At 73.8% G+C, this 22,457-nt stretch carries 24 protein-coding genes and 1 pseudogene; 18 read left to right on the forward strand and 7 right to left on the reverse strand.

The window, feature by feature from the left end; all coding sequences use genetic code 11:
* Positions 1-6: 6 nt before the first annotated feature.
* The 5 genes and pseudogenes from ACK586_RS11075 to ACK586_RS11095 all read left to right on the forward strand — a co-directional run.
* Positions 7-366, forward strand: a pseudogene (locus ACK586_RS11075) (serine hydrolase); the annotation flags it as partial.
* 55 nt (positions 367-421) lie between these two features.
* Entirely contained in the window at positions 422-1,162 is a 741-nt protein-coding gene (locus ACK586_RS11080) for a serine hydrolase domain-containing protein (protein ID WP_409330533.1), read from the forward strand.
* Positions 1,163-1,264: 102 nt separating this feature from the next.
* Positions 1,265-1,699: a PRC-barrel domain-containing protein gene (locus tag ACK586_RS11085; RefSeq protein WP_409330534.1), complete on the forward strand. Its 435-nt coding sequence runs from the start codon at positions 1,265-1,267 to the stop codon at positions 1,697-1,699.
* Between the two features lie 76 nt (positions 1,700-1,775).
* Complete coding sequence (locus ACK586_RS11090) at positions 1,776-2,192, forward strand: PRC-barrel domain-containing protein (RefSeq protein ID WP_409330535.1); 417 nt, start codon at positions 1,776-1,778, stop codon at positions 2,190-2,192.
* 116 nt (positions 2,193-2,308) lie between these two features.
* On the forward strand, positions 2,309-4,429 hold the full coding sequence (locus ACK586_RS11095; RefSeq protein WP_409330536.1) for a catalase: 2,121 nt from the start codon (positions 2,309-2,311) through the stop codon (positions 4,427-4,429).
* A 39-nt stretch (positions 4,430-4,468) separates the two neighbouring features.
* On the opposite strand, the gene ACK586_RS11100 is transcribed toward ACK586_RS11095, so the two are convergent.
* Positions 4,469-4,987: a GNAT family N-acetyltransferase gene (locus tag ACK586_RS11100; RefSeq protein ID WP_409330537.1), complete on the reverse strand. Its 519-nt coding sequence runs from the start codon at positions 4,985-4,987 to the stop codon at positions 4,469-4,471.
* A gap of 125 nt (positions 4,988-5,112) precedes the next feature.
* Here ACK586_RS11100 and ACK586_RS11105 point away from each other — a divergent pair, with 125 nt between their 5' ends.
* A complete protein-coding gene (locus ACK586_RS11105) occupies positions 5,113-6,570 on the forward strand; it encodes a M1 family metallopeptidase (RefSeq protein WP_409330538.1) in 1,458 nt (485 codons plus the stop codon).
* 3 nt (positions 6,571-6,573) lie between these two features.
* On the opposite strand, the gene ACK586_RS11110 is transcribed toward ACK586_RS11105, so the two are convergent.
* Together ACK586_RS11110 and ACK586_RS11115 are read right to left on the reverse strand one after the other, a co-directional pair.
* Positions 6,574-7,296 (reverse strand): FAD-binding oxidoreductase, encoded by a 723-nt coding sequence (locus ACK586_RS11110; RefSeq protein WP_409330539.1) that lies wholly within the window; start codon positions 7,294-7,296, stop codon positions 6,574-6,576.
* A 4-nt stretch (positions 7,297-7,300) separates the two neighbouring features.
* Positions 7,301-7,909 (reverse strand): sulfite oxidase-like oxidoreductase, encoded by a 609-nt coding sequence (locus ACK586_RS11115; RefSeq protein ID WP_409330540.1) that lies wholly within the window; start codon positions 7,907-7,909, stop codon positions 7,301-7,303.
* 190 nt (positions 7,910-8,099) lie between these two features.
* Between ACK586_RS11115 and ACK586_RS11120 the strand changes: the two genes are divergently transcribed.
* From ACK586_RS11120 to ACK586_RS11130, 3 genes are read left to right on the forward strand one after another with little or no spacing between them, the layout of a single operon-like run.
* Entirely contained in the window at positions 8,100-8,801 is a 702-nt protein-coding gene (locus tag ACK586_RS11120; protein ID WP_409330541.1) for a succinate dehydrogenase cytochrome b subunit, read from the forward strand.
* A 12-nt stretch (positions 8,802-8,813) separates the two neighbouring features.
* On the forward strand, positions 8,814-10,760 hold the full coding sequence (locus ACK586_RS11125) for a fumarate reductase/succinate dehydrogenase flavoprotein subunit (RefSeq protein ID WP_409330542.1): 1,947 nt from the start codon (positions 8,814-8,816) through the stop codon (positions 10,758-10,760).
* 19 nt (positions 10,761-10,779) lie between these two features.
* On the forward strand, positions 10,780-11,610 hold the full coding sequence (locus ACK586_RS11130) for a succinate dehydrogenase/fumarate reductase iron-sulfur subunit (RefSeq protein ID WP_425330377.1): 831 nt from the start codon (positions 10,780-10,782) through the stop codon (positions 11,608-11,610).
* 69 nt (positions 11,611-11,679) lie between these two features.
* Here the strand turns inward: ACK586_RS11130 and ACK586_RS11135 are convergent, their stop codons facing one another.
* Positions 11,680-12,882, reverse strand: coding sequence for a thiolase family protein (locus ACK586_RS11135; protein ID WP_409330543.1), 1,203 nt, complete (start codon positions 12,880-12,882; stop codon positions 11,680-11,682).
* Positions 12,883-12,961: 79 nt separating this feature from the next.
* Between ACK586_RS11135 and ACK586_RS11140 the strand changes: the two genes are divergently transcribed.
* Both ACK586_RS11140 and ACK586_RS11145 read left to right on the forward strand, forming a co-directional pair.
* Entirely contained in the window at positions 12,962-13,483 is a 522-nt protein-coding gene (locus ACK586_RS11140) for a winged helix-turn-helix transcriptional regulator (protein ID WP_409330544.1), read from the forward strand.
* Positions 13,473-14,009: a PaaI family thioesterase gene (locus ACK586_RS11145; protein WP_409330545.1), complete on the forward strand. Its 537-nt coding sequence runs from the start codon at positions 13,473-13,475 to the stop codon at positions 14,007-14,009. Before ACK586_RS11140 ends, ACK586_RS11145 begins: the two co-directional genes overlap by 11 nt.
* On the opposite strand, the gene ACK586_RS11150 is transcribed toward ACK586_RS11145, so the two are convergent.
* On the reverse strand, positions 13,980-14,921 hold the full coding sequence (locus tag ACK586_RS11150) for a DUF1028 domain-containing protein (RefSeq protein ID WP_409330546.1): 942 nt from the start codon (positions 14,919-14,921) through the stop codon (positions 13,980-13,982). The genes ACK586_RS11145 and ACK586_RS11150 overlap by 30 nt on opposite strands.
* Before the next feature lie 152 nt (positions 14,922-15,073).
* Here ACK586_RS11150 and ACK586_RS11155 point away from each other — a divergent pair, with 152 nt between their 5' ends.
* Both ACK586_RS11155 and ACK586_RS11160 read left to right on the forward strand, forming a co-directional pair.
* Positions 15,074-15,691, forward strand: coding sequence for a TasA family protein (locus tag ACK586_RS11155; protein ID WP_409330547.1), 618 nt, complete (start codon positions 15,074-15,076; stop codon positions 15,689-15,691).
* Between the two features lie 103 nt (positions 15,692-15,794).
* Positions 15,795-16,115: a hypothetical protein gene (locus tag ACK586_RS11160; RefSeq protein WP_409330548.1), complete on the forward strand. Its 321-nt coding sequence runs from the start codon at positions 15,795-15,797 to the stop codon at positions 16,113-16,115.
* A 20-nt stretch (positions 16,116-16,135) separates the two neighbouring features.
* On the opposite strand, the gene ACK586_RS11165 is transcribed toward ACK586_RS11160, so the two are convergent.
* On the reverse strand, positions 16,136-16,456 hold the full coding sequence (locus ACK586_RS11165) for a hypothetical protein (protein ID WP_409330549.1): 321 nt from the start codon (positions 16,454-16,456) through the stop codon (positions 16,136-16,138).
* Positions 16,457-16,594: 138 nt separating this feature from the next.
* On the opposite strand from ACK586_RS11165, the gene ACK586_RS11170 reads away from it, so the two are divergent.
* From ACK586_RS11170 to ACK586_RS11190, 5 genes are all read left to right on the forward strand, one after another.
* Entirely contained in the window at positions 16,595-17,044 is a 450-nt protein-coding gene (locus tag ACK586_RS11170; RefSeq protein ID WP_409330550.1) for a hypothetical protein, read from the forward strand.
* Positions 17,045-17,289: 245 nt separating this feature from the next.
* Positions 17,290-18,120 (forward strand): hypothetical protein, encoded by an 831-nt coding sequence (locus ACK586_RS11175; protein WP_409330551.1) that lies wholly within the window; start codon positions 17,290-17,292, stop codon positions 18,118-18,120.
* Positions 18,121-18,137: 17 nt separating this feature from the next.
* Positions 18,138-19,931 carry a fumarate reductase/succinate dehydrogenase flavoprotein subunit gene (locus tag ACK586_RS11180; protein WP_409330552.1) on the forward strand — a complete coding sequence of 598 codons (1,794 nt, stop codon included), beginning with the start codon at positions 18,138-18,140 and terminating at the stop codon, positions 19,929-19,931.
* A 4-nt stretch (positions 19,932-19,935) separates the two neighbouring features.
* A complete protein-coding gene (locus ACK586_RS11185; protein ID WP_409330553.1) occupies positions 19,936-20,691 on the forward strand; it encodes a succinate dehydrogenase/fumarate reductase iron-sulfur subunit in 756 nt (251 codons plus the stop codon).
* A gap of 384 nt (positions 20,692-21,075) precedes the next feature.
* Positions 21,076-21,798 carry a dienelactone hydrolase family protein gene (locus ACK586_RS11190; RefSeq protein WP_409330554.1) on the forward strand — a complete coding sequence of 241 codons (723 nt, stop codon included), beginning with the start codon at positions 21,076-21,078 and terminating at the stop codon, positions 21,796-21,798.
* A 33-nt stretch (positions 21,799-21,831) separates the two neighbouring features.
* On the opposite strand, the gene ACK586_RS11195 is transcribed toward ACK586_RS11190, so the two are convergent.
* The gene (locus tag ACK586_RS11195) at positions 21,832-22,413 is read right to left on the reverse strand and encodes a gamma carbonic anhydrase family protein (protein WP_409330555.1); all 582 of its coding nucleotides are present in this window, start codon (positions 22,411-22,413) and stop codon (positions 21,832-21,834) included.
* Between the last annotated feature and the right edge of the window lie 44 nt (positions 22,414-22,457).

Consider the following 22,457-nt stretch of genomic DNA (forward strand, 5'->3'; position numbering starts at 1 on the left):
TACGGCATGGGACTGGGAGAGGACGTCGAGGCGGCGGTGCGCGGCGCGGTGGCCGAGGACCAGGTGCCCGGAGCGGCCTGGTGGGCAGCCCGCGGCGGCGAGGTCGCCCGCGGAGCGGCGGGCACCCACACGCCGGGCGGGCAGGACGCGGTGACGCCCGACGCGGTGTTCCGCATCTCCTCGATGACCAAGCCGGTCGTGGCCGCAGCGGCCCTGGCACTGGTCGACGACGGCGTGGTGGCCCTCGACGAGCCGGTCGACCGGCTGCTGCCCGAGCTGGCCGACCGGGTGGTGCTCGCCGATCCGCTCGACGCCGCCGCGGGCACCGTGCCGGCCCGCCGCCCGATCACCGTGCGCGACGTGCTCACGTTCCGGCTGGGGCTGGGCATCGACTTCGGCGCTCCGTGGCCCACCCCCCACGATGGCGGCGCTGGGCGGGGCCGGGCTGCCGGCCGGACCACCGCAGCCCCAGGCCGCTCCCCCGCCCGACGAGTGGCTGCGGCGGGTGGCGACGGTCCCGCTGGCGCACCAGCCCGGCGAGCGGTGGCTGTACCACGTGGGCGCGAGCGTGCTCGGCGTCCTCGTCGGCCGCGCCACCGGGCGCGCGCTGCCCGAGGTGCTCGCCGAGCGGGTGCTGACGCCGCTGGGCATGTGCGCGACCGGTTTCGGCGTCCCGGAGCGCGCCCGGGGCAGGCTCGGCGCGCACTGGACGCCGCCGGACGGGGACGGCCGCCGCGAGTGCTACGACCCGGCCGACGGCCAGTGGGCGCGGCGGCCGGCGTTCCCCGACGGCGGCGACGGGCTGGTGTCGACCGTCGACGACCTCGCCGCGTTCGCCGGGATGCTCGCCGCGGGCGGCCGCTCCCCCGGTGGCCGGCGCGTCCTGGCGGACGGCACCGTCGCGGCGATGCTGACCGAGCAGGCCGGCCCGGTCGACGACGAGGGCGGCGGCTGGGGGCTGGGCGTCGGCGTCCGCCGGGAGGGCGAGCCCGGCGGACGGTCGGCCGGCTCCTACGGCTGGGACGGCGGGCTGGGCAGCTCGTGGTGGACCGACCCGGTCACCGGCGCGACCGGCGTGCTGCTCACCAACCAGATGTGGTCCTCTCCGCAGCCGCCGCCGCTGTTCGACGCCTTCCGCGCGGCGGTGTTCGGCCGCCGCTGACGGTCTTTGCGGTGTCGTGACGATGCCCGTCCGCCGACGCCCCGGGCCTGCTGCGGGGGTAGCCCGGGAGCCGGGAACCGAGCGGACGCCGAGGAGGCAGTCGTGACCGGAGGCGACGAGGACCGGACCGCCCCGCCCACCGGGCGGATGGTGCAGCTGCGCGACACGGACCGGACCGTCGCCGACGCGGACTCCGACGTCCGCGGCCGCCGGGCCGTCGACGCGCGGGGCGAGGCGATCGGCGAGGTCGACGACCTGCTCGTCGACGACGCCGAGGGCCGGGTCCGGTTCCTGCAGGTCGGCACGGGTGGGCTGCTCGGCCTGGGCCGGCAGTCGGTCCTGGTCCCCGTCGAGGCGGTGGTGGCGATCGATGCCGAGACCGTGACCATCACCCGGGACCGGGAAGCCATGGCCGCCGCACCGGCCTACGACCCGGAGCTGGCGGAGGACCCGGCCTACTACGCGACGGTGTACGGGTGGTGGAGCCCCACCCCGTACTGGACGCCGGGCCCCGGCCCCACGCCGCACGTCCGCTGACCGCGGACGCCGTCAGCACCGTGTCCGGCCGCAGCCGAGCGACACCACGGACCACCGGAGGACCAGGGAGGACGACGTGACGACGGACGAGATCGGCCAGCTGTACCGGCTCGGCGACACCGACAAGACCGTGGCGGACCCGGCCGCCGACGTGCGCGGCCGGCAGGTCGTGGACGCCGACGGGGAGGACGTCGGGCGGGTGGAGGACCTGCTCGTCGACGACGCCGAGGGGCGGGTCCGGTTCCTCCGCGTCGGAGAGGGCGGCTTCCTCGGTCTCGGTGGACGCCACTTCCTCGTGCCGGTCGAGGCCGTGGTGGGGATCGACCCCGAGACGGTGCGCATCAGCCGGGACCGCGGCGCCATGGCGAACGTGCCCACGTACGACCCGCAGCTCACCGACGCTCCCGAGCACTACGGCGCCGTGTACGGGTGGTGGGGGTATCCCCCCTTCTGGGGCCCCGGCTACGCCTACCCGCCGTTCCCGCGCTTCTGACGTCGCGACCGCGAGGGACGTCGCCCTGCCCGACGGCCCCGGGGACCTGCCGGTTCCGCCGGAGCCCTCCGGGTAGGGGGAGGACGTCGAAGCCGACGACCCGTCTGGAGATCCGCATGCCCCCCGCACGCCAGCCCGACCAGTCCGCACCCGCGACGGTCAGCCCGACCGGAGTGACCTACGAGGGACCGCGGGAGGGCCGCGACCCGCGCGCCCAGGCCGGGGAGTTCGTGACCTCGCCCACCGGCGTCCGCATCCCCGACACCGACCACTCCCTCAAGGCCGGGCCGCGCGGACCCGTCCTGCTGGAGGACTTCCACCTCCGCGAGAAGATCAACGCCTTCGACCACGAGCGGATCCCCGAGCGGGTGGTGCACGCCCGCGGCGCCGCCGCCCACGGCGTCTTCACCGCCTACGGGACCGCCGCGAAGCTGACGCGCGCCGCCGTCCTCGCCGAGGAGGGCCTGGAGACGCCGGTCTTCGTGCGCTTCTCCACGGTCCTCGGCTCCCGCGGCTCGGCCGACACCGTGCGCGACACCCGCGGGTTCGCGACGAAGTTCTACACGAAGGAGGGGATCTGGGACCTGGTCGGCAACAACATGCCGGTCTTCTTCATCCAGGACGCGATCAAGTTCCCCGACATCATCCACGCGGGCAAGCCGCACCCCGACCGCGAGATCCCCCAGGCCCAGTCGGCCCACGACACCTTCTGGGACTTCGTCACCCTGCACACCGAGGCCACCCACCACACGATCTGGAACATGAGCGACCGGGGCATCCCCCGCAGCTACCGGACGATGGAGGGCTTCGGCGTCCACACGTTCCGGCTGGTCGACGCCGACCGTCGGACCTGCCTGGTCAAGTTCCACTGGAAGCCCACGCTCGGCGTGCACTCGCTGACCTGGGAGGAGGCCCAGCTGGCCGCCGGCTTCGACCCGGACTTCCACCGCCGGGACCTCGCCGAGGCCATCGAGAACGGCGCCTTCCCGGAGTGGGAGCTGGGTGTCCAGGTCTTCCCCGACACCCCGGAGGAGACCTTCGAGGGCATCGACCTGCTCGACCCGACCAAGCTCGTGCCGGAGGAGCTCGCCCCGGTGCAGCGGATCGGGAAGCTGGTGCTGAACGCCAACCCGACGAACTACTTCGCGGAGACCGAGCAGGTGGCCTTCAACACCGGGCACGTGGTGCCGGGGATCGACTTCACGAACGACCCGCTGCTGCAGGGCCGCAACTTCTCCTACCTGGACACCCAGCTGCTCCGCCTGGGCGGGCCGAACTGGCGGCAGATCCCGGTCAACCGCCCGCACGCGCCGGTGAACGACAACCACCGCGACGGCTTCCACCAGGACGCCGTCCACGAGGGGCGGGCCGCGTACCTGCCGAACTCCCTCGACGGCGGCTCCCCGGGACCGGCGGGCGCGGACGAGGGCGGCTTCATCAGCGTCCCCCGCCCGGTCGCCGGAGAGGTGGGCCGCGCCGCGCCCGCGTCCTTCGACGACCACTACTCCCAGCCGGCGATGTTCTACGCGAGCCTGACCAGCATCGAGCAGCAGCACATCGCCGACGCCTACACCTTCGAGCTCGGCAAGGTCTACGAGCAGGCCGTCAAGGAGCGGGCCCTCACCGTGCTCGCCAAGATCGACGGCGACCTGTGCGCCCAGGTCGCGGCCGGCCTCGGCCTGCCGGCACCGGCCCCCGAGCCGGTGGAGCCCGGCGTCCTCTCCCCCGCGCTGCGCCAGGTGAAGCCCGAGCCGTTCCCGGTCACCGGCCGGATCGTCGGCGTCGTGGCGGGTCCGGGCGCCGACCTCGCGGGCATCGCGGCGCTGCGCGAGGCGCTGGAGGCCGAGGGCGCGCTGCTGCGGGTCATCGCCCCGCACGGCGGGCGGCTGGTGGACGGCGACGACGTGGAGATCGTCGAGCGCACCTTCGCCACCGGCCGGTCGATCGAGTTCGACGCGATCGTGGTGGCCGACGGCGCGCCGAAGGACGGCGACTTCCGGGCCCTCGTGATGCTCCAGGAGGCCTTCCGGCACCTGAAGGCCGTCGGCGCCTGGGGCGACGGCGTGGAGGTCCTCCGCGCCGCCGGCATCGACCCGGAGGCGCCCGGCGTGATCACCGGCGACAGCGCGAGCGCCGCGATGGCGGCCGAGACTGTGGCGGCGCTGGGCATGCACCGGGCCTGGGACCGCACACCGCTGGTGACCAACAACGCCGTGCCCCCGGCGCCGGTGGCCTGAGGTGACGCCGGAGGGCGGCAGCCCGGCCGCCCTCCGGCGTCACAGCCGGTGGAGGAGCAGGACCTCGTCGCGGTCGTCGCCCGCGGCGACCCGGATCGCGCCGGGCATCCGGCCGAAGACCTGGTAGCCCAGGCCCTCGTAGAAGCCCTCCAGGCCGTACCCCCCACGCACGGTCAGGTGCAGGAACTCCAGGCCCCGGGACCGGGCGACGTCGTGCACGCCGGCCATCAGCACCCGGCCCAGGCCCTGCCCCTGGCGGTCCGGGTGCACCTGCACCCGGAGCACAGTCGCCCAGTGCCGGCGCAGCGGGCTGAGCGAGGTCGAGAGGACGGCGAAGCCGGCCACCTCGCCGTCGACCCGCAGCAGGCACAGCGTCTGCGTGCCGGCGTGCACCCGCTCGACGAGGGCGTCCAGGAGCGGGACGACGACGTCCGGCGTGACGGGGGCGACGAAGCCGACCGCACCGCCGGCGTTGGTCACCGCGGTCCACAGGTCGAGCAGGGTGGCGCGGAGGTCGCCGTCCACCTCGGTGGACGTGGTGACCTCGGCGCGCGGCATACCGTGATCCTCCCGCCCCCCGGCGGCGGGGCCGCGCGCGCCCCCCTGGGCAGCCGTGCGGGGATGGTGCAGGCTGCGCCGGCCGTCGTGCACGACGGACGGCCGACGACGGACGGGGAGCACGCGTGTCACGTGGGCGACGGGCACGGGCCTGGGCGACGGCGCTCATCGGTGTGTTCCTGGTGGCGGCCGGCTGCACCACCGGGGTCGCGGGCACCGCCACGCCGGCCGGGACCCCGGGGGCCGACGGTTTCGGAGACCCGTACTTCCCGCAGGACGGCAACGGCGGGTACGACGTCGACAGCTACGCCCTCGACCTGCGCTTCGACCCCGGCTCCGACGTGCTGAGCGGCACGGCCACCGTCGTCGCCACCGCCACGCAGAGCCTGTCGGCGTTCAACCTCGACCTGTTCGGCTTCGAGGTCTCCTCGGTCACCGTGGACGGCGAGGAGGCCGAGGTCGCGCGCGCCGGCGGGGAGCTCACCGTCACCCCGCCCGCCGACGTGCCCGCCGGCTCGGCGTTCACGACCGTCGTGACCTACGAGGGGGTCCCCGAGCCGCTGGACGACGGCCTCGGTCCCGCCGGCTTCCTCCAGACCGACGACGGCGCGCTCGCCGTCGGGCAGCCCGACGTCGCGGCCAGCTGGTTCCCGGTCAACGACCACCCGGCCGACGCGGCGACCGTCGAGGTCTCGGTGGCGGTGCCCGAGGGGCTGGAGGCGCTCTCCAACGGCGCGCTGGTCGGCTCCACCACCGAGGACGGCTGGACCACCTGGGAGTGGGCGGCCGAGGAACCGATGGCCCCCTACCTCGTGATGCTCGCCGTCGGCGAGTTCGACATCGACGAGTACGAGGAGGGCGGCATCCGCTACTGGGACGCCGTCGACCCGGCACTGGCCGACCGGCAGGCCTCGGGCTCGGCGTCGGTGGCCGACGTGGCCCGCGACTCCCTCGCCCTCCAGCCCGAGGCGATCGCCGTCCTCGAGGAGTGGTTCGGCCCCTACCCGTTCGGGGTGGCCGGCGGCATCGTCGACGACGTCCCCGACCTCGGGTTCGCGCTGGAGAACCAGACGCGGCCGGTCTACTCCCCGGTCTTCTTCGACGACACCGACTCCGGCGCGGCGGTGGTGGTGCACGAGCTGGCGCACCAGTGGGCCGGGGACAGCGTCCGCCTGGCCGGCTGGCAGCACATCTGGCTCAACGAGGGCTTCGCCACCTACGCCGAGTGGCTGTGGGCCGACAGCCAGGGGACGGGCACGCCGCAGGAGGCGTTCGACCAGATCGCCGAGGTGCCCGCGGGCAACCGCTTCTGGCAGGTCGCGATCGGCGATCCCGGTCCGGAGTCCGACGGGCTGTTCTCCGAGGCCGTGTACTACCGCGGCGCCATGACGGTGCACGCGCTGCGGCTGGAGGTCGGCGAGGAGGCGTTCGCGGAGATCGTCCGCCGGTGGTTCGACTCCCGGGCCGGGGAGGCGGTCACCACCGACGACTTCGTGGCGCTGGCCGAGGAGGTCTCCGGGCAGCAGCTCGACGGGTTCTTCGCCGAGTGGCTGGGCGAGGGCAAGCCCGCCTCCCTCGGGTGAGGGCTAGCCGGAGGGGCCGAAGCGCTCCACCCGGATGTCCGGCGCCGGCACGCCCAGCCCGGTGAGCACCCGGGTCGCGGCCTCGGCGAAGGGCGTCGAGCCGCACACGAAGACGTCCTGCCCCGGCTCCCACAGCGGCACGAGGTCGGCGGCCGTCAGCCGCCCGGGCGGGCGGATGCCCCAGGGCTCCCGCGTCGTGAGCACGACCGCGCCCGCCGCCTCCAGCTCGGCGAGGTAGGGGAGCTCGGCGCGGGTGCGGGTGGACACGGCGAGCCGCAGCAGCTCCGGGCGGCCCAGCTCGGCGGCGGTGCGCACCATCGACACGAACGGGACGACGCCGGTGCCGCCACCGACCAGCAGCGCCGGGGACCCGCCCTCCCAGACGAACCACCCGCCGATCGGCCCCCGCACCTCCAGCTCGTCACCGGGCTCCACGACGTCGGCGAGGTAGGTGGACACCTCGCCGTCGTCCAGCCGCTCGACCAGCAGCTCCACCAGCGGGTCGCCCGGGGACGACGCCAGCGAGTAGGAGCGCTGCGCCCGGTAGCCGTCCTCGGCGGTCAGCCGGACGACGTAGTGCTGGCCGGCGAGGTGGTCGGTGCGATCGGGCACCTCCAGGCGGAGCCGGACGGTGCGCGCGGTGGGACGGACCACCTCGCGCACCGTCGCCGTCCGCCAGCCGCCGGCCGGGGCGCGCCGGCCGGCGCCCAGCATCGGGCCGGTCACCGGCTCAGTCGCCCTGGTAGCGCTGCTCGAGCCACGGGTCGCCGCGGTCGTGGTAGCCGTTCTGCTCCCAGAAGCCCTGCTGGTCGCGGTTCATCAGGGTCAGGCGGGTGACCCACTTGGCGCTCTTCCAGAAGTACAGGTGCGGCACGAGCAGCCGCACGGGCCCACCGTGCTCGATCGGCAGCGGCGCGCCGTCGTATTCCCAGACCACCCACGCCTTGCCGCCGGTGACGTCGGCCAGCGGCAGGTTGGTCGTGTAGCCGGTCTTCGACGTGGCCATGACGAAGTGCGCCTCGGCCGTCGGGCGCGCGGCCTCCAGCAGGGTGTCGACGCTGATGCCGGCGAAGAACGTGTCGAACTTCGACCACGTCGTCACGCAGTGGATGTCGCCGCGGTACTCGGAGCGGGGCAGCGCGTGCGCCTCGTCCCAGCTCCACGTCGTGGGCTGCTCCACCCGCCCGTCGACGGTGATGCTCCAGGTCTCGGGGCTGATCCGCGGAGTGGGCTCGGCGGTGAGCACCGGCCAGTCCTTGCCGGCGTCGTACTGGCCCGGGGGCAGCCGCGGGTCGCGCTCGCGGCGGCGGCCCAGGAAGCCGCGGGTGGGTCCTGCCACGGTCGTCGTCCTCTCCTCGTCGTGCTCCCAGCCTGCCCCACGGCGCCGGGCGCGCGCGTGCCAGGTAACGATTCGGGAACCGACCGACGATTGGACCGCTCACACGGCCATTAGGCAAGCCTTACATGAGCTGAGTCACCCCGTGTTTACCTGGCCGCAAAGGGGTGGGGGTCCTACCTTCGTGCCTGTGGTGACGGTGACGACGCAGTCCGGCCAGCGCAGGGCGCCCAAGGCCGCGAAGACCAACTCGGTCTTCAAGAAGGTGGTCATGGCGGTCAGCGGCATCATCCTGGTGCTGTACCTGATCGCGCACATGATCGGGAACCTCAAGGCCTTCTCGGGGGCCGAGGAGTTCAACGACTACTCCGGGTGGATCCGCACCATCGGCAACCCGGCGCTGCCGGGCGCGACCGCGCTGTGGGTCATCCGCATCGTCCTGCTGGTCGCCGTCGCGGCGCACATCTGGGCCGCGGTCTCGCTGTGGCGGCAGGCCAAGCGGGCGCGCCCCCAGGGCTACGTGACCAAGAAGGCCAACGCGCAGAGCTACGCCTCCCGGACGATGCGCTGGGGCGGCGTGATCATCGCCGCCTTCGTCATCTGGCACCTGCTCGACCTCACCTGGGGCACGGTCAACAGCCAGGGCGACGCCGAGCCCTACGACCGCCTGGTCGCCAGCTTCTCCAACCCGGTGTCCACCGCCTTCTACGCGATCGCGGTGATCCTGGTGGGCATGCACCTGCGGCACGGCATCTGGAGCGCGACCCAGACGCTGGGGCAGAGCAACCGGCGCCGCGAGCTCACGGTGAACTACGCCGCGATCGCGATCGCGACCGTGCTCACCCTCGGCTTCCTGCTCGTGCCCTTCTCCGTCCTCTTCGGTCTGATCGACTAAGGATCCCCAGGCATGCCTCTCGACCTCTTCACCGTCGGCGACCCGATCGCCGACACCAAGGCGCCCACGGACGTCCCGATCGGGGAGCGCTGGAGCGAGCGCCGCTTCCGCGGCCGGCTGGTCAACCCGGCCAACCGCCGCAAGATGACGATCATCGTGGTCGGCACCGGCCTGGCCGGCGGCTCCGCCGCGGCCACGCTGGGCGAGGCCGGCTACAAGGTCAAGTCCTTCTGGTACCAGGACAGCCCCCGCCGGGCGCACAGCGTCGCGGCCCAGGGCGGCATCAACGCGGCGAAGAACTACCGCAACGACGGCGACAGCGTGCACCGGCTGTTCTACGACACGGTCAAGGGCGGCGACTTCCGCGCCCGCGAGAACAACGTGCACCGGCTGGCCGAGGTCAGCGTCAACATCATCGACCAGGCCGTGGCCCAGGGCGTCCCCTTCGCCCGCGAGTACGGCGGCCTGCTGGACAACCGCTCCTTCGGTGGCACCCAGGTGTCGCGCACCTTCTACGCCCGCGGCCAGACGGGCCAGCAGCTGCTGTACGGCGCCTACCAGGCCCTCGAGCGGCAGATGGCGCTGGGCAACGTCGAGCAGCACGCCCGCACCGAGATGCTCGACCTGATCGTCGTCGACGGCCGGGCCCGCGGGATCGTCGCTCGCGACCTGGTCACCGGCGAGCTGAGCACGCACTACGCCGACGCCGTCGTCCTGGCCACCGGCGGGTACGGCAACGTCTTCTACCTGTCGACCAACGCCAAGGGCTCCAACACCACGGCGATCTGGCGGGCGCACAAGCGCGGCGCCTTCTTCGGCAACCCGTGCTACACGCAGATCCACCCGACCTGCATCCCGGTGCACGGCGAGTACCAGTCGAAGCTCACGCTGATGAGCGAGTCGCTGCGCAACGACGGCCGCGTGTGGGTGCCCAAGGAGCGCGGCGACACCCGCGACCCCCGGCAGATCCCCGACGAGGACCGCGACTACTTCCTCGAGCGGCGCTACCCGGCGTTCGGCAACCTGGTGCCGCGGGACATCGCCTCGCGCGCGGCCAAGAACGTGTGCGACGAGGGGCGCGGCGTCGGCCCCGGCGGGCTGGGTGTCTACCTGGACTTCGCCGAGGCGATCCAGCGGCTGGGCCGGCCGGCCGTCGAGGCCAAGTACGGCAACCTCTTCGACATGTACGCCCAGATCACGGGCGAGGACCCCTACGCGACGCCGATGCGGATCTACCCCGCCGTCCACTACACGATGGGCGGCCTGTGGGTCGACTACGACCTGCAGTCGACGATCCCCGGCATGTTCGTGATCGGCGAGGCCAACTTCTCCGACCACGGCGCGAACCGGCTGGGCGCCAGCGCCCTGATGCAGGGCCTGGCCGACGGCTACTTCGTGCTGCCGTCGACCATCACCGAGTACCTCGCCGACGGGCCCTTCCCCGCGGTCGACGACAGCCACCCGGCGGCCCAGGAGGCCGTGCAGGGCGTCACCGACCAGATCCACCAGCTGCTGTCCATCCAGGGCACCCGCAGCGTGGCCTCCTTCCACCGGGAGCTGGGCCAGCTCATGTGGGACTACTGCGGGATGGAGCGCACCGACGAGGGCCTGCGCAAGGCCATCGACCGCATCCAGGAGATCCGCCAGGAGTTCTGGAGCAACGTCAAGGTGCTCGGCACCTGGGGCTCGTTCAACCAGAACCTCGAGCACGCCGGCCGGGTGGCCGACTTCATCGAGCTGGCCGAGCTCATGTGCATCGACGCCCTGCACCGCCGCGAGAGCTGCGGCGGGCACTTCCGGGCCGAGAGCCAGACCCCCGAGGGCGAGGCGCTGCGCGACGACGAGAACTTCGCCTACGTGGCGGCCTGGGAGTGGACGCCGCAGGGCACTCCCCCGGTGCTGCACCGCGAGGACCTCGTCTACGAGTACGTCCACCTCGCCCAGCGCTCTTACAAGTGACGAACCAGCGGAGCCAGCGATGACGATGACCGAGGACGGCCCCCGGGCCGCCACCGCGCCCCACGAGGAGCGCACCATGCGGCTGACGCTGCGCGTCTGGCGCCAGCCCGACGCCGCCTCCCCCGGCAAGATGGTCACCTACCGGCTGGACGACGTCTCGCCGGACATGTCCTTCCTCGAGATGCTCGACGTCCTCAACGAGCAGCTCATCATGGACGGTCAGGACCCGGTGGCCTTCGACCACGACTGCCGCGAGGGTATCTGCGGCATGTGCGGCGTCATGATCAACGGGCGGGCGCACGGGAACGGCATGCACGACGGCGCCGTCCAGACCACGACGTGCCAGCTGCACATGCGGTCGTTCAAGGACGGCGACACGATCGACATCGAGCCGTGGCGCGCGACGGCCTTCCCGGTGATCAAGGACCTCGCCGTGGACCGGCGGTCCTTCGACCGGATCATCCAGGCCGGCGGCTACATCAGCGTGCCGACCGGGACCGCCCCCGAGGCGCACGCGACGCCGGTGCCGAAGAAGGACGCCGACAACGCCTTCGACGCGGCCACCTGCATCGGCTGCGGCGCCTGCGTGGCCGCGTGCCCGAACGCCTCCTCGATGCTGTTCACCGCGGCCAAGGTGACCCACCTGGGCCTGCTGCCCCAGGGCCAGCCCGAGCGCGACGACCGGGTGGTCAACATGGTCGCCCAGCAGGACCGCGAGGGCTTCGGCGGCTGCACCAACATCGGCGAGTGCTCCGCCGCCTGCCCGAAGGGCATCTCGATGGAGACCATCTCGCGGCTCAACCACGACCTGCTCGGCGCCCTGCGCGCCGGCGCCCGGCCGAAGAGCTAGTCCCCGGCCCGCGTCCCGGGCAATTGCGTGCTCCTGCTCCGTGCAGAAGTGCGCAGTTGCCCGGAGGGGTCAGCGGTCGAGGCGCTCGAGGACCGTCGCGTTGGCCAGCCCGCCGGCCTCGCACATGGTCTGCAGCCCGTAGCGGGCCCCGCGCTGGTGGAGGGTGTCGACCAGCGTCGTCATGATCCGCGCACCGCTGGCCCCCAGCGGGTGACCGATCGAGATGCCGCCGCCGTTGACGTTCACCTTGTCGGTGGTCACGCCGGTCTCCGCCTGCCAGGCGAGGACGACGGACGCGAAGGCCTCGTTGACCTCGAACAGGTCGACGTCGCCGATCGAGAGGCCGGCCCGGCGCAGCGCCTTCGCCGTGGCAGGGACGACGGCGGTGAGCATCAGCAGCGGGTCGTCGCCGACGACGGTCGTCGTGTGGATCCGCGCGCGGGGGCGCAGCCCCAGCTCGCGCGCCTTCTCGCTGGTGGTGACCAGCAGCGCGGCGGCGCCGTCGTTGAGCGGACTGCTGTTGCCGGGGGTGACCTTCCAGCCGATCTCGGGGAAGCGGGCCGCGACGCGCTCGTCGTAGAAGGCCGGGCGCAGCCGGGCCAGGGTCTCCAGGTCGGTGCCCGGCCGGACCGTCTCGTCCGTGGTGACCAGGGCCAGCGAGCCGTCGGACCGCCGCGCCTTGACCGGCACGACCTGGTCGGCGAACAGCCCGCCGGCCCACGCCTCGGCGGCGCGGGCATGGCTGCGGGCGGCGTAGGCGTCCAACTGCGACCGGGACAGGCCCCAGCGGGCCGCGATGAGCTCGGCGGCCACGCCCTGCCCGACCCCGCCCTCGGGGTAGCGGGCGGCGTAGCGCTCCCCCATCACGTCCTCGGCGCCGCGGGCGGCGCTGCCCATCGGGACCCGGCTCATCGACTCGACCCCGCCGACGACCGCGACGTCGTAGGCGCCGGAGATCACCCCCTGGGCGGCGAAGTGCACCGCCTGCTGGCTGCTGCCGCACTGCCGGTCCACGGTCGTGGCCGGCACCTGCTCGGGGAAGCCGGCACCGAGGGCCGCGCGCCGGGCGATGTTGGCGGCCTGCTCCCCCGCCTGGGACACGCACCCGACGATCACGTCGTCCACCACGGCCGGGTCGACGCCGGACCGCTCCACGAGGCTCTCCAGCACCCCCGCGAGCAGATCGGCGGGGTGGACCCCCGACAGCAACCCCCCGGGCTTGCCCTTGCCGACCGGCGTCCGGACGGCCTCGACGATCACCGCGTCCCGCATTCCCGGGCCTCCTGGGTTGGGATGTCCAACTGACAGCGCGACGGTAGCGCGCGTTGGTTTGATGTGCAAACCTGGGGTCATGACCGCCGCCGTCGACCTGGCCGGGCTGCCCGGCCGCCCCTGCTCGATCGCCGCCGCCCTGGAGCTGGTCGGCGAGCGCTGGTCCCTGCTCGTCATCCGGGAGGTGTCGCTGGGCAACCACCGCTTCAGCGACATCGTGCGCGGCACCGGCGCCCCGCGGGACCGGCTCACCGCCCGGCTGAACGCCCTGGTGGCCGCCGGCGTGCTGGAGAAGCGGCCCTACAGCGACGCGCCGCCGCGGTCGGGGTACCACCTGACCGCGTCCGGCCGGGACCTGCTGCCGGTGCTGCAGGCGCTGCTGCAGTGGGGCAACCGCTGGGCCACCGACGAGCCACCCGTGCGCCTGGTGCACGCCCCCGGCGACCACGAGGCGCACGAGGTCGACGCCGAGTGGGTGTGCCGCACGTGCGGCGAGCCGGTGGCGGGGTCGCGGGTGACCCGCGAGCTCACCCCCGCCGGCCGGGTGCTGTCCGGGCTGCCGGCGCACGAGGACGGGGAGGACGCCGACCGTGACCGTTGAGCCGGCCGCTGCGACGACCCCCGCGACCTGGGGCGAGCCGCGTTCCCGCACGGTCACCTGGTTCGACCCGATGGTCACCGCGGCCGGTGCGCTCGAGCGGTCCGGGCTGGAGACCCTCGAGGCGCTGCGTGACGGCGTCCTTCCCCCGCCGCCGATCGTGCCGCTCGTGCAGATGGACCTGCTCGCCGTCGAGGAGGGCCGCGTCGAGTTCTCCTGCCTGGTCGACGAGTCGGTCTACAACCCGATCGGCGTCGTGCACGGCGGGCTGGTCTGCACGCTGCTCGACACGGTCGCCGGCTGCGCCGTCCACTCCACGCTGCCGCGCGGCACCGGGTACACGTCCATCGAGCTGAAGGTCACCTACCTCCGGGCGGTCACGGCCGCCAGCGGGCCGCTGCGCGCGATCGGCCGCGTCGTCAAGCCCGGGCGCCGGGTCGCCTTCGCCGAGGGCGAGGTGCTCGACGCAGCGGGCCGGAGCGTGGCCACGGCCTCGAGCTCACTGCTGGTGTTCCCGCTCTCCGGCTGAGCCGGCGCCGCCGGCCACCCGCTCCGGCAGGATCCGCGCCATCAGGTCGGCGTCGACCAGGCCGGCGGTGCCGAAGCGACGGCCGATCTCCACGAACTGCGGCGCGGCCCCGGCCAGCTCCGACAACAGCGCCCTCGCGGCGTCCTCGCGGCCGGCGAGCCCGGCGACGACGGCGCGCCAGAGCACGTGGTCGGGCTCGGTGTCCGGGTCGGGCAGCCGCAGCTCCTCCAGCACCCGGTCGGCGGTGACCGGGTCCCCGCCGATGGCCTGCTGGAACGCGCGGACGACGTCCTGGTAGCGCGCCAGCCGGACCACCAGCTCGTCCAGTTCCGCGACGGGGTCCTCGGAGTCGTCGACGCGGAGGTCGACCACGGTGTCGTGCCACGGCCGGCCGGTGGGGACGGCGCGGACGACGAACACCGCCGCCGACCGCCGGCCCCGGACGTCGCCACCGGCGTCCTCCCCGGCGTGCAGCGCCAGCAGCAGCCGGTGGGCCAGCGCCCCCTGCGAGGTCTCGAAGGTGGCGACCATCGACTCCCACACCTGCGGGGAGTCGACCATGTTGGCCAGGGCGACGCAGCCCTCCCCCACCTGGTGGCCGGCCTCGGCGACGCAGTTGTCGCCGGTGTAGACGGCCAGGTCGCCGGAGACGTGCAGGACCGCGACCTGCCGGCGCTCGGGGTGCGGGTCGACGCTGCGCAGCGCGGTGAGCACCTCCTGCGCGGTGAAGCCCCCGCGCAGCAGGTCCAGCCCGATCTGGCCGTACATCGGTTCGGCCATCGACTGGCTGGCGATGACCCCCTGCCCGGGCAGGGCGTACGGCACGCTGCTGCCGACGGCGAAGGCCTGCGACTGGGTGGCGACGCCCATCTCCCCGGTCGTGGTGTCCCGGGCGACGATCGAGTAGGTCACGCCCTGCCGCCTGCCCGCGCCGGGTCACCGGTCAAACACCGACCCGGTCCTGCGGAGATCTTGCGGGATCGCGGCGGGCGGCCTGCGGTTCGGCGCCCAGAGTCCTCCCTGCCGGCGCAGACAGCCGCCGCCACGGACCGGAGGAACCCGAGATGACGTCGTCCCGCACCGTCCCCGCCCGCCGCCGCACCCAGGTGCTCGGCTCGCTGGGTGTCGTGGCCGCTGCCGCCGCCGTGGCCGGTCTGGGCACGTTCGGCACGTTCACCGACAGCACCACCCCGATCTCGACGAGCGTCTCGAGCGGCACGGTCTCGATCGACGTCAGCCAGCGCGGCGCCGCGATCCCGGTGACCACGGCCGGCTTCCTGCCCGGCGACTCCATGACCCGTGCGGTCGACCTGGTCAACGACGGCACCTCGCCGCTGGGCCAGGTGAGCCTCGCCTCGACCGCCTCCGCGGCGAGCGTGCTGACCAGCGACGCCGCGAGCGGCCTGCAGCTGGCGGTGCGGTCCTGCTCGACCGCGTGGACCCAGGGCGGCACCGCCTCGGCACCGACCTACACCTGCGCCGGCACGGTCTCCACCCTCTACTCCGGCCGCGCGGTCATGGACGCCCCGCTCGCCGGGGTGGCCAGCCTCCAGCCGGGCGGGGTCGACCACCTGGTCCTCTCCGTCTCGCTGCCCGCCACGGCCGGCGACGCCTTCCAGGGGACGACCGCGACCCTCGGTCTCACCTTCACCGGCGTGCAGCGCCCCGGCACCGCCCGCTGACCCGGCCCGCCCCCACCCCGCCGTCCGCGGGGAGACGACGGAGGCGGCGCGCCGCACGACGACGTCCCCGCTCCCCCTGACGCGGGAGCGGGGACGTCGCCGCGTGCGGGCCGCCCCCGCGGGTGGCGGCACGCTGCTGGCTTCCGCGACCGCCGCGCGGATCCGCGCGAGCCGACGCGAGGGGGACGTGGTGCAGGAGCACGAGCGCGCACTGGCCGAGGCCGACGCACGGCAGGCCCGGCGCGAACGGCGCCGGGCCCGGATCGGCTACGTGCTCGCCACCCTCGCCGCGGTGGCCCTCTTCACCGACCCCGTGCTGTCGGTGGACCGGCGGATCGCCGTCGGGACGGCGCTGGCGCTGTTCGCGCTGGCCGTGCCGTTCCTGATCGCCGCCGACTGGAGACGCCGGATCGACTGGACCTGACCCGGACCGCGCCCGGACGGTCAGGCCGGCGGCGCCGGAGTCCCCGACTCCAGGGCGCGCAGCCGCTGCTCGACCACGGCCAGCCGGTCCGCCACCGGGTCCCCGCCGACCTCCTCGGCAGCCGGCGGCTGCGCCAGCCCGGCCAGCGCCGCGGTGAGCCGACCGACCAGGGACGCCGCCTCGACGGGGGTCAGCCGGACCGAGCCGGCGCACCGGTCGTCACGCCAGAAGCTGACCGTCAGCAGTCCGGCCTCGGCGTGCGCCGAGACCCGCACCGCGCGGCTGAGCCCGCGGGCGCTCTCCCACGTCCACCTGTCGGCCGGGAACGGCACCACGGACATGTGCCGAGCGTGGTCCCCCGCCGCCTGCCCGTCAACGACCGGGCGCGCGACCGCCACCTGCGGATTCACCGCGCGCCGGCCGGGTATCGCGCCGCGCACGGGACATCGACGGCCACCGGCCGGAACAGGAGTCGACTCATGGGCAAGCTGTCACTGGCACTGGGCATCGGGGTGGGCTACGTCCTGGGCACCCGCGCGGGACGGGAGCGGTACCAGCAGATCCAGCAGGCCACCGCGCGGCTGACCGGCCGCCCGGAGGTGCAGCAGGCGGTGGGGAAGGTGCGCGAGACCCTGCCGCCGCCGCTGCAGGGCGCCGTGGACAAGCTGGTGGAGAGCTCCCCCTCCGGCGGGCCGGCCACGACGTCGTCCGCCGGCGGGGGGTTCCCGCTCGAGGACGGTGAGCCGGTGTCGCAGACGTTCTCAGCGTTCGGCGAGCGCAGCGCGGCGGCGCCGTCGACCGGGGCCGGGAGCACGGGCGGGCAGGCCCCGGTGGTCCCCGCCCCGGACGACGAGGAGCCGGTGGCGCAGACGTTCTCGGCCTTCACCGAGCGCAGCGCGGACGAGCCCCGCACCGACCCCTCCCGCTAGCCGCCGTCCCCGGCCCGGCCCGGCGCAGCCCGCGGGCCGGGCCGGGCCGGGCCGAGCACGAAACGTCCCCACAGCCCTTCCCTCCGGCCGTCGTCCGTGGTCGGATGCGCCCCACCGCCATGCGGCGGCGCGTCAGCAACGGTGCTGGAGGCGCTCATGGACGACGTGTCGTTGGAGGCTCCTGCCGGGGCTCATCCCCCTGGCGTCACCAGGACGCCCTGTCCCGGCGGCCGGCGGACCACGCCGTGACCGCGACCGCTCCGCGCAGAACCGGGGCGGTCACCCCCGGGCGCGGCACGAGCGAGACCCCACCCCGCCGCGCGGCCATCGCGGCCCGCACCCTGCGCACCGATCGCTGGTGGCTGCAGCCGCTGGTCACGGTCGTCGTCCTGGCGCTCTTCATCGCCTACTCGACGTTCCGCGCGCTCCAGAACGCGCACTACTACACCGAGCCCTACATCTCGCCGTTCTACTCCCCGTGCATCACGACGTGGTGCGAGGGCGACAGCTTCCCGGAGCTCATCACCGGCCCGTCGTGGATCTCCCCGGCGGTCTACATCCTCGTGCTGCCCCTGGGCATCCGGCTGACCTGCTACTACTACCGCAAGGCCTACTACCGGTCCTTCTGGGCCTCCCCGCCGGCCTGCGCGGTGGCCGAACCGCACCGCCGCTACTCCGGTGAGACGCGGCTCCCGCTGGTCGGGCAGAACGTGCACCGGTACTTCCTGTACGCCGCCCTGGTGTTCAACGCGATCCTCTTCTACGAGGCGTTCCGGGGCTTCCGCGACGAGACCGGCGAGTGGGGGCACATGGGCCTCGGGACGCTGATCCTGCTGGTCAACGCGGTGCTGCTGTTCCTCTACTCGATCTCCTGCCACTCCTGCCGGCACATCGTCGGCGGCCGGCTGAACAGCTTCTCGGCGCACCCCCTGCGCTACCGCGCCTGGACGGTGGCCTCCCGGCTCAACGCCCGGCACATGCAGTACGCCTGGGCGTCGCTGTTCTTCGTCGCCTTCACCGACTTCTACATCTTCCTGCTGGCGACCGACACGATCTCGGATCTCCGCTTCTTCTAGGGGATGGGGCCTCAACGATGGTGGAGCTGGAGCGGCACGAGTACGACGTCGTGGTGGTGGGGGCCGGCGGCGCCGGCCTGCGGGCGGCGATCGAGGCGCACGAGCAGGGCGCCCGGACGGCGGTGGTGTGCAAGTCGCTGCTGGGCAAGGCGCACACCGTCATGGCCGAGGGCGGCATCGCCGCGGCCATGGCCAACCTCTACCCCGAGGACAACTGGCGGGTGCACTTCCGGGACACCATGCGCGGCGGGAAGATGCTCAACCACTGGCGCATGGCCCAGCTGCACGCCCAGGAGGCGCCCGACCGGGTCCGCGAGCTCGAGGACTGGGGCGCGCTGTTCGACCGCACACCCGACGGGCTGATCAGCCAGCGCGACTTCGGCGGGCACCGCTACGCCCGGCTGGCGCACGTCGGCGACCGCACCGGGCTGGAGCTCATCCGCACCCTGCAGCAGCGCACGGTCGCGCTCGGGGTCGACGTGTTCATGGAGTGCACGGTGACCCGGCTGCTGACCGACGCGGAGGGGGTCACCGGCGCCTTCGGCTACTGGCGGGAGTCCGGCCGGTTCGTCGCCTGGCAGGCCCCGTCGGTCGTGCTGGCCACCGGCGGCATCGGCAAGTCCTACAAGGTGACGTCGAACTCCTGGGAGTACACCGGCGACGGGCACTCGCTGGCGCTGCAGGCCGGCGCCTCGCTGGTCAACATGGAGTTCGTCCAGTTCCACCCGACCGGCATGGTGTGGCCGCCGTCGGTGCGCGGCATCCTGGTGACCGAGAGCGTGCGCGGCGACGGCGGGGTGCTGCGCAACTCGGCCGGCAACCGGTTCATGTTCGACTACATCCCGGACTTCTTCCGCAAGGAGACGGCGGAGACCGAGGACGAGGCCGACCGCTGGTACGACGACAAGAAGAACAACCGTCGCCCGCCCGAGCTGCTCCCCCGCGACGAGGTCGCCCGCGCCATCAACAGCGAGGTCAAGGCCGGCCGCGGCAGCCCGCACGGCGGGGTCTTCCTCGACATCGCCTCTCGCCGGTCGGCCGAGTACATCCGCCGCCGGCTGCCCTCGATGTACCACCAGTTCAAGGAGCTGGCCGAGGTCGACATCACCGCCGAGGCGATGGAGGTCGGCCCGACCTGCCACTACGTGATGGGCGGGGTGGAGGTCGACCCCGACAGCGAGGCGGCGCGGGTGCCCGGCCTGTTCGCCGCCGGCGAGGTGGCCGGGGGCATGCACGGCTCCAACCGGCTGGGCGGCAACTCGCTGTCGGACCTCCTGGTGTTCGGACGGCGGGCGGGCGCCGCCGCCGCCGAGCACGCGCTGAAGCGGACCGGCGCGGTGGCGCTGGCCGACGAGGCGCTGACCGAGGCGGCCCGGGCCGCGCTGGCGCCGTTCGAGCGGGAGGGCGGGGAGAACCCCTACGCCGTCCAGCACGACCTGCAGCAGACCATGCACGACCTGGTCGGGATCATCCGCACCGCGGCGGAGATGGAGCAGGCGCTCGAACGGATCGAGGCGCTGAAGCGGCGGGTGGCGGCCCTGTCGGTGGAGGGGCACCGCCAGTACAACCCCGGCTGGCACCTGGCGCTGGACCTGCCGCACATGCTGCGGGTCAGCGAGTGCATCGCCCGGGCGGCGCTGGAGCGGCAGGAGAGCCGCGGGGGGCACACCCGCGACGACTTCCCGGCGACGGATGCGGAGTGGGCGCGGACGAACCTCGTCTGCTCCCTGGCCCCCGACGGCTCCGTGTCGGTGGCCCGGCAGCCGCTCCCCCAGATGCCACCCGAGCTGGCCGAGATCGTCGAGGGGTGACCCCATGAGCTACGACGCGACGTTCCGGGTGTGGCGCGGGGACGCCTCCGGAGGGGACCTGCAGACGTACACGGTGCCGGTGAACGAGGGCGAGGTGGTGCTCGACGTCGTCCACCGGCTGCAGGCGACGCAGGCCGGCGACCTCGCCGTCCGGTGGAACTGCAAGGCCGGCAAGTGCGGCTCGTGCAGCGCCGAGATCAACGGCCGCCCGCGGCTGATGTGCATGACGCGGATGAGCACCTTCGCCGAGGACGAGACGGTGACGGTGACGCCGCTGCGGACGTTCCCCGTGGTCCGGGACCTGGTCACCGACGTCTCCTACAACTACGAGAAGGCGGCGCAGATCCCGGCGTTCACCCCGCGCCCGCGCGACGCCGACGGCAACCACCGGATGCAGCAGGTCGACGTCGAGCGCTCGCAGGAGTTCCGCAAGTGCATCGAGTGCTACCTCTGCCAGAACACCTGCCACGTGATCCGCGACCACGAGGAGAACAAGGCCGTCTTCGCCGGGCCGCGGTTCCTGATCCGGCTCGCCGAGCTCGACATGCACCCGCTGGACACCGTCGACCGCCGGGACCTGGCGCAGGACGAGTTCGGCCTGGGCTACTGCAACATCACCAAGTGCTGCAGTGAGGTGTGCCCGGAGCACATCCACCTGACCGACAACGGGATCATCCCGCTCAAGGAGCGCGTGGTGGACCGCCGGTACGACCCGCTCACCTGGCTCGGCTCGCGGATCCGGCGGCGCCCGCGGGACTGAGGGAACCGACTCTGCCGGCGGGTTCCGCACGTCGCCGGCGGGATCCGGCCGGCAGAGCGGAGAACTCCCCGGCAGAGCGGGCCGGCCGTCCCCGACCCGACGGTGGGCCTCCGCCATCGCCGGCACCATCCGGGCCGGCACCCGGTGGGACAGGTCGGCACCCGCCGGGACCTCGTCGCACGACGGGCGGCATCCGGCCGCGGCGCCCCCCGCACGAGCCGTGGCCGACGACGGCGACCGCTGCTAGTTTCGCGAGGCCGTGCGAGAGATCGAGGAGGTGGTACCCGTGGACGCAGTGTCGACAGGGGTGCTCCCCTCCGGGGTCACGGTCGGGCGATAGGTCGTCCGGGAGCGCCGTCACGAGCCCTCCCGAAAGGCACGACCGTGCACGTCACCTCCGAACGGCGCCTCGACGACGGCGTACTCGAGCGCGAGTTCACCCTCGGCGAGATCCCCGGCACCCTGTGGACGCGTGGCTCCTCGCCGGCCCCGCTGGTCCTGATGCCGCACAACAACGGCCTGCCCCGGGCAGACCCCCGGCTGGTGGCCCGGGCCCGCTACACCGCGGCCCGCGGCTACTCGGTGGCCACCATCGACGCCGCCGGCTGCGGTGGCCGTCCTGGTCCCGCCGGCCACGAGCAGGCCCGCAGCGACCTCCGCCGGGCGATGCAGGCCGGCGAGCCGGTCGACGAGATCCTGGAGTCGGTCGTCGGCCCTCTCGTCAGGAGCGCGGTCCCGGAATGGCGGGCCACGCTGGATGCCCTCCTCGAGCTGCCCGGCATCGTCGGCCCGGTCGGCTACTCCGGGGGGTGGACCGCCCTCGGCATCGGGCTGGTGGTGGTCGAGCCACGCATCGCGGCGGCCGGCTTCTTCGCCGGGGGGTACGTACCCCGTGCCCAGCGCGACGCGGCCCGGCAGGTCACCGTCCCGCTGCTGTTCCTCCTGCAGTGGGACGACGAGGGGAACCCGCGGGACCGGGCCCTGGAGCTGTTCGATGCCTTCGGCAGCAGGGAGAAGACGCTGCACGCCAACGCGGGCGGGCACACCGGAACCCCGTGGTTCGAGTTGGAGGACGGGTGCCGGTTCCTGGACCGACACCTCAGGTGAGGCGGGCCGGCCTTCCCACCCCCGTGTGCCGCCTCAGTACATGCCGTCCCCGGCGACCATCCCGGCCGCGGGCAGGGGGCGGCGCACCACCGGCCGGACGCGCCGGGCCGCGGGCAGCCGCCGGGTGTAGCTCTCGGCGTTGCCGCGGATGTGCGCCAGGTCCTCCTCGGTCGCCGCCCGGACGACGCGCGCGGGCACGCCGGCCACCACCGACCACGGCGGCACCTGCGTGTTCGGGGTGACCACCGCGCCGGCGGCGACGATCGAGGCGCCGCCGATGTGCGCGCCGTTCATCACGACGCTGCCCATGCCCACGAGGACGTCGTCGTCGATCCGCGCGCCGTGCAGCACGACGCGGTGCCCGACGGTGACCCCGCGGCCGACGACGAGCGGGAACCCGGGGTCGGAGTGCAGCGCGCAACCGTCCTGCACGTTGGTGCCGGCTCCGAGCACGATGGCCTCCTCGTCGGCGCGGGCCACCGAGCCGTACCAGATGCTCGACAGCGGCCCCATGGTGACCGCACCCACCACCACTGCGGTCGGGGCGACGAAGGCCTCCTCGTCGATCTCCGGCCGGCCGAACGGCAGCTCGGCGATGTAGTTGTCCCGCTCCATGGCACCCTCCCGGTCCTCCGCACGGTGAGGGCAAGAGTGGCCCG

The organism is Trujillonella humicola, assembly GCF_046233715.1.
Classification (GTDB): domain Bacteria; phylum Actinomycetota; class Actinomycetes; order Mycobacteriales; family Geodermatophilaceae; genus Trujillonella; species Trujillonella humicola.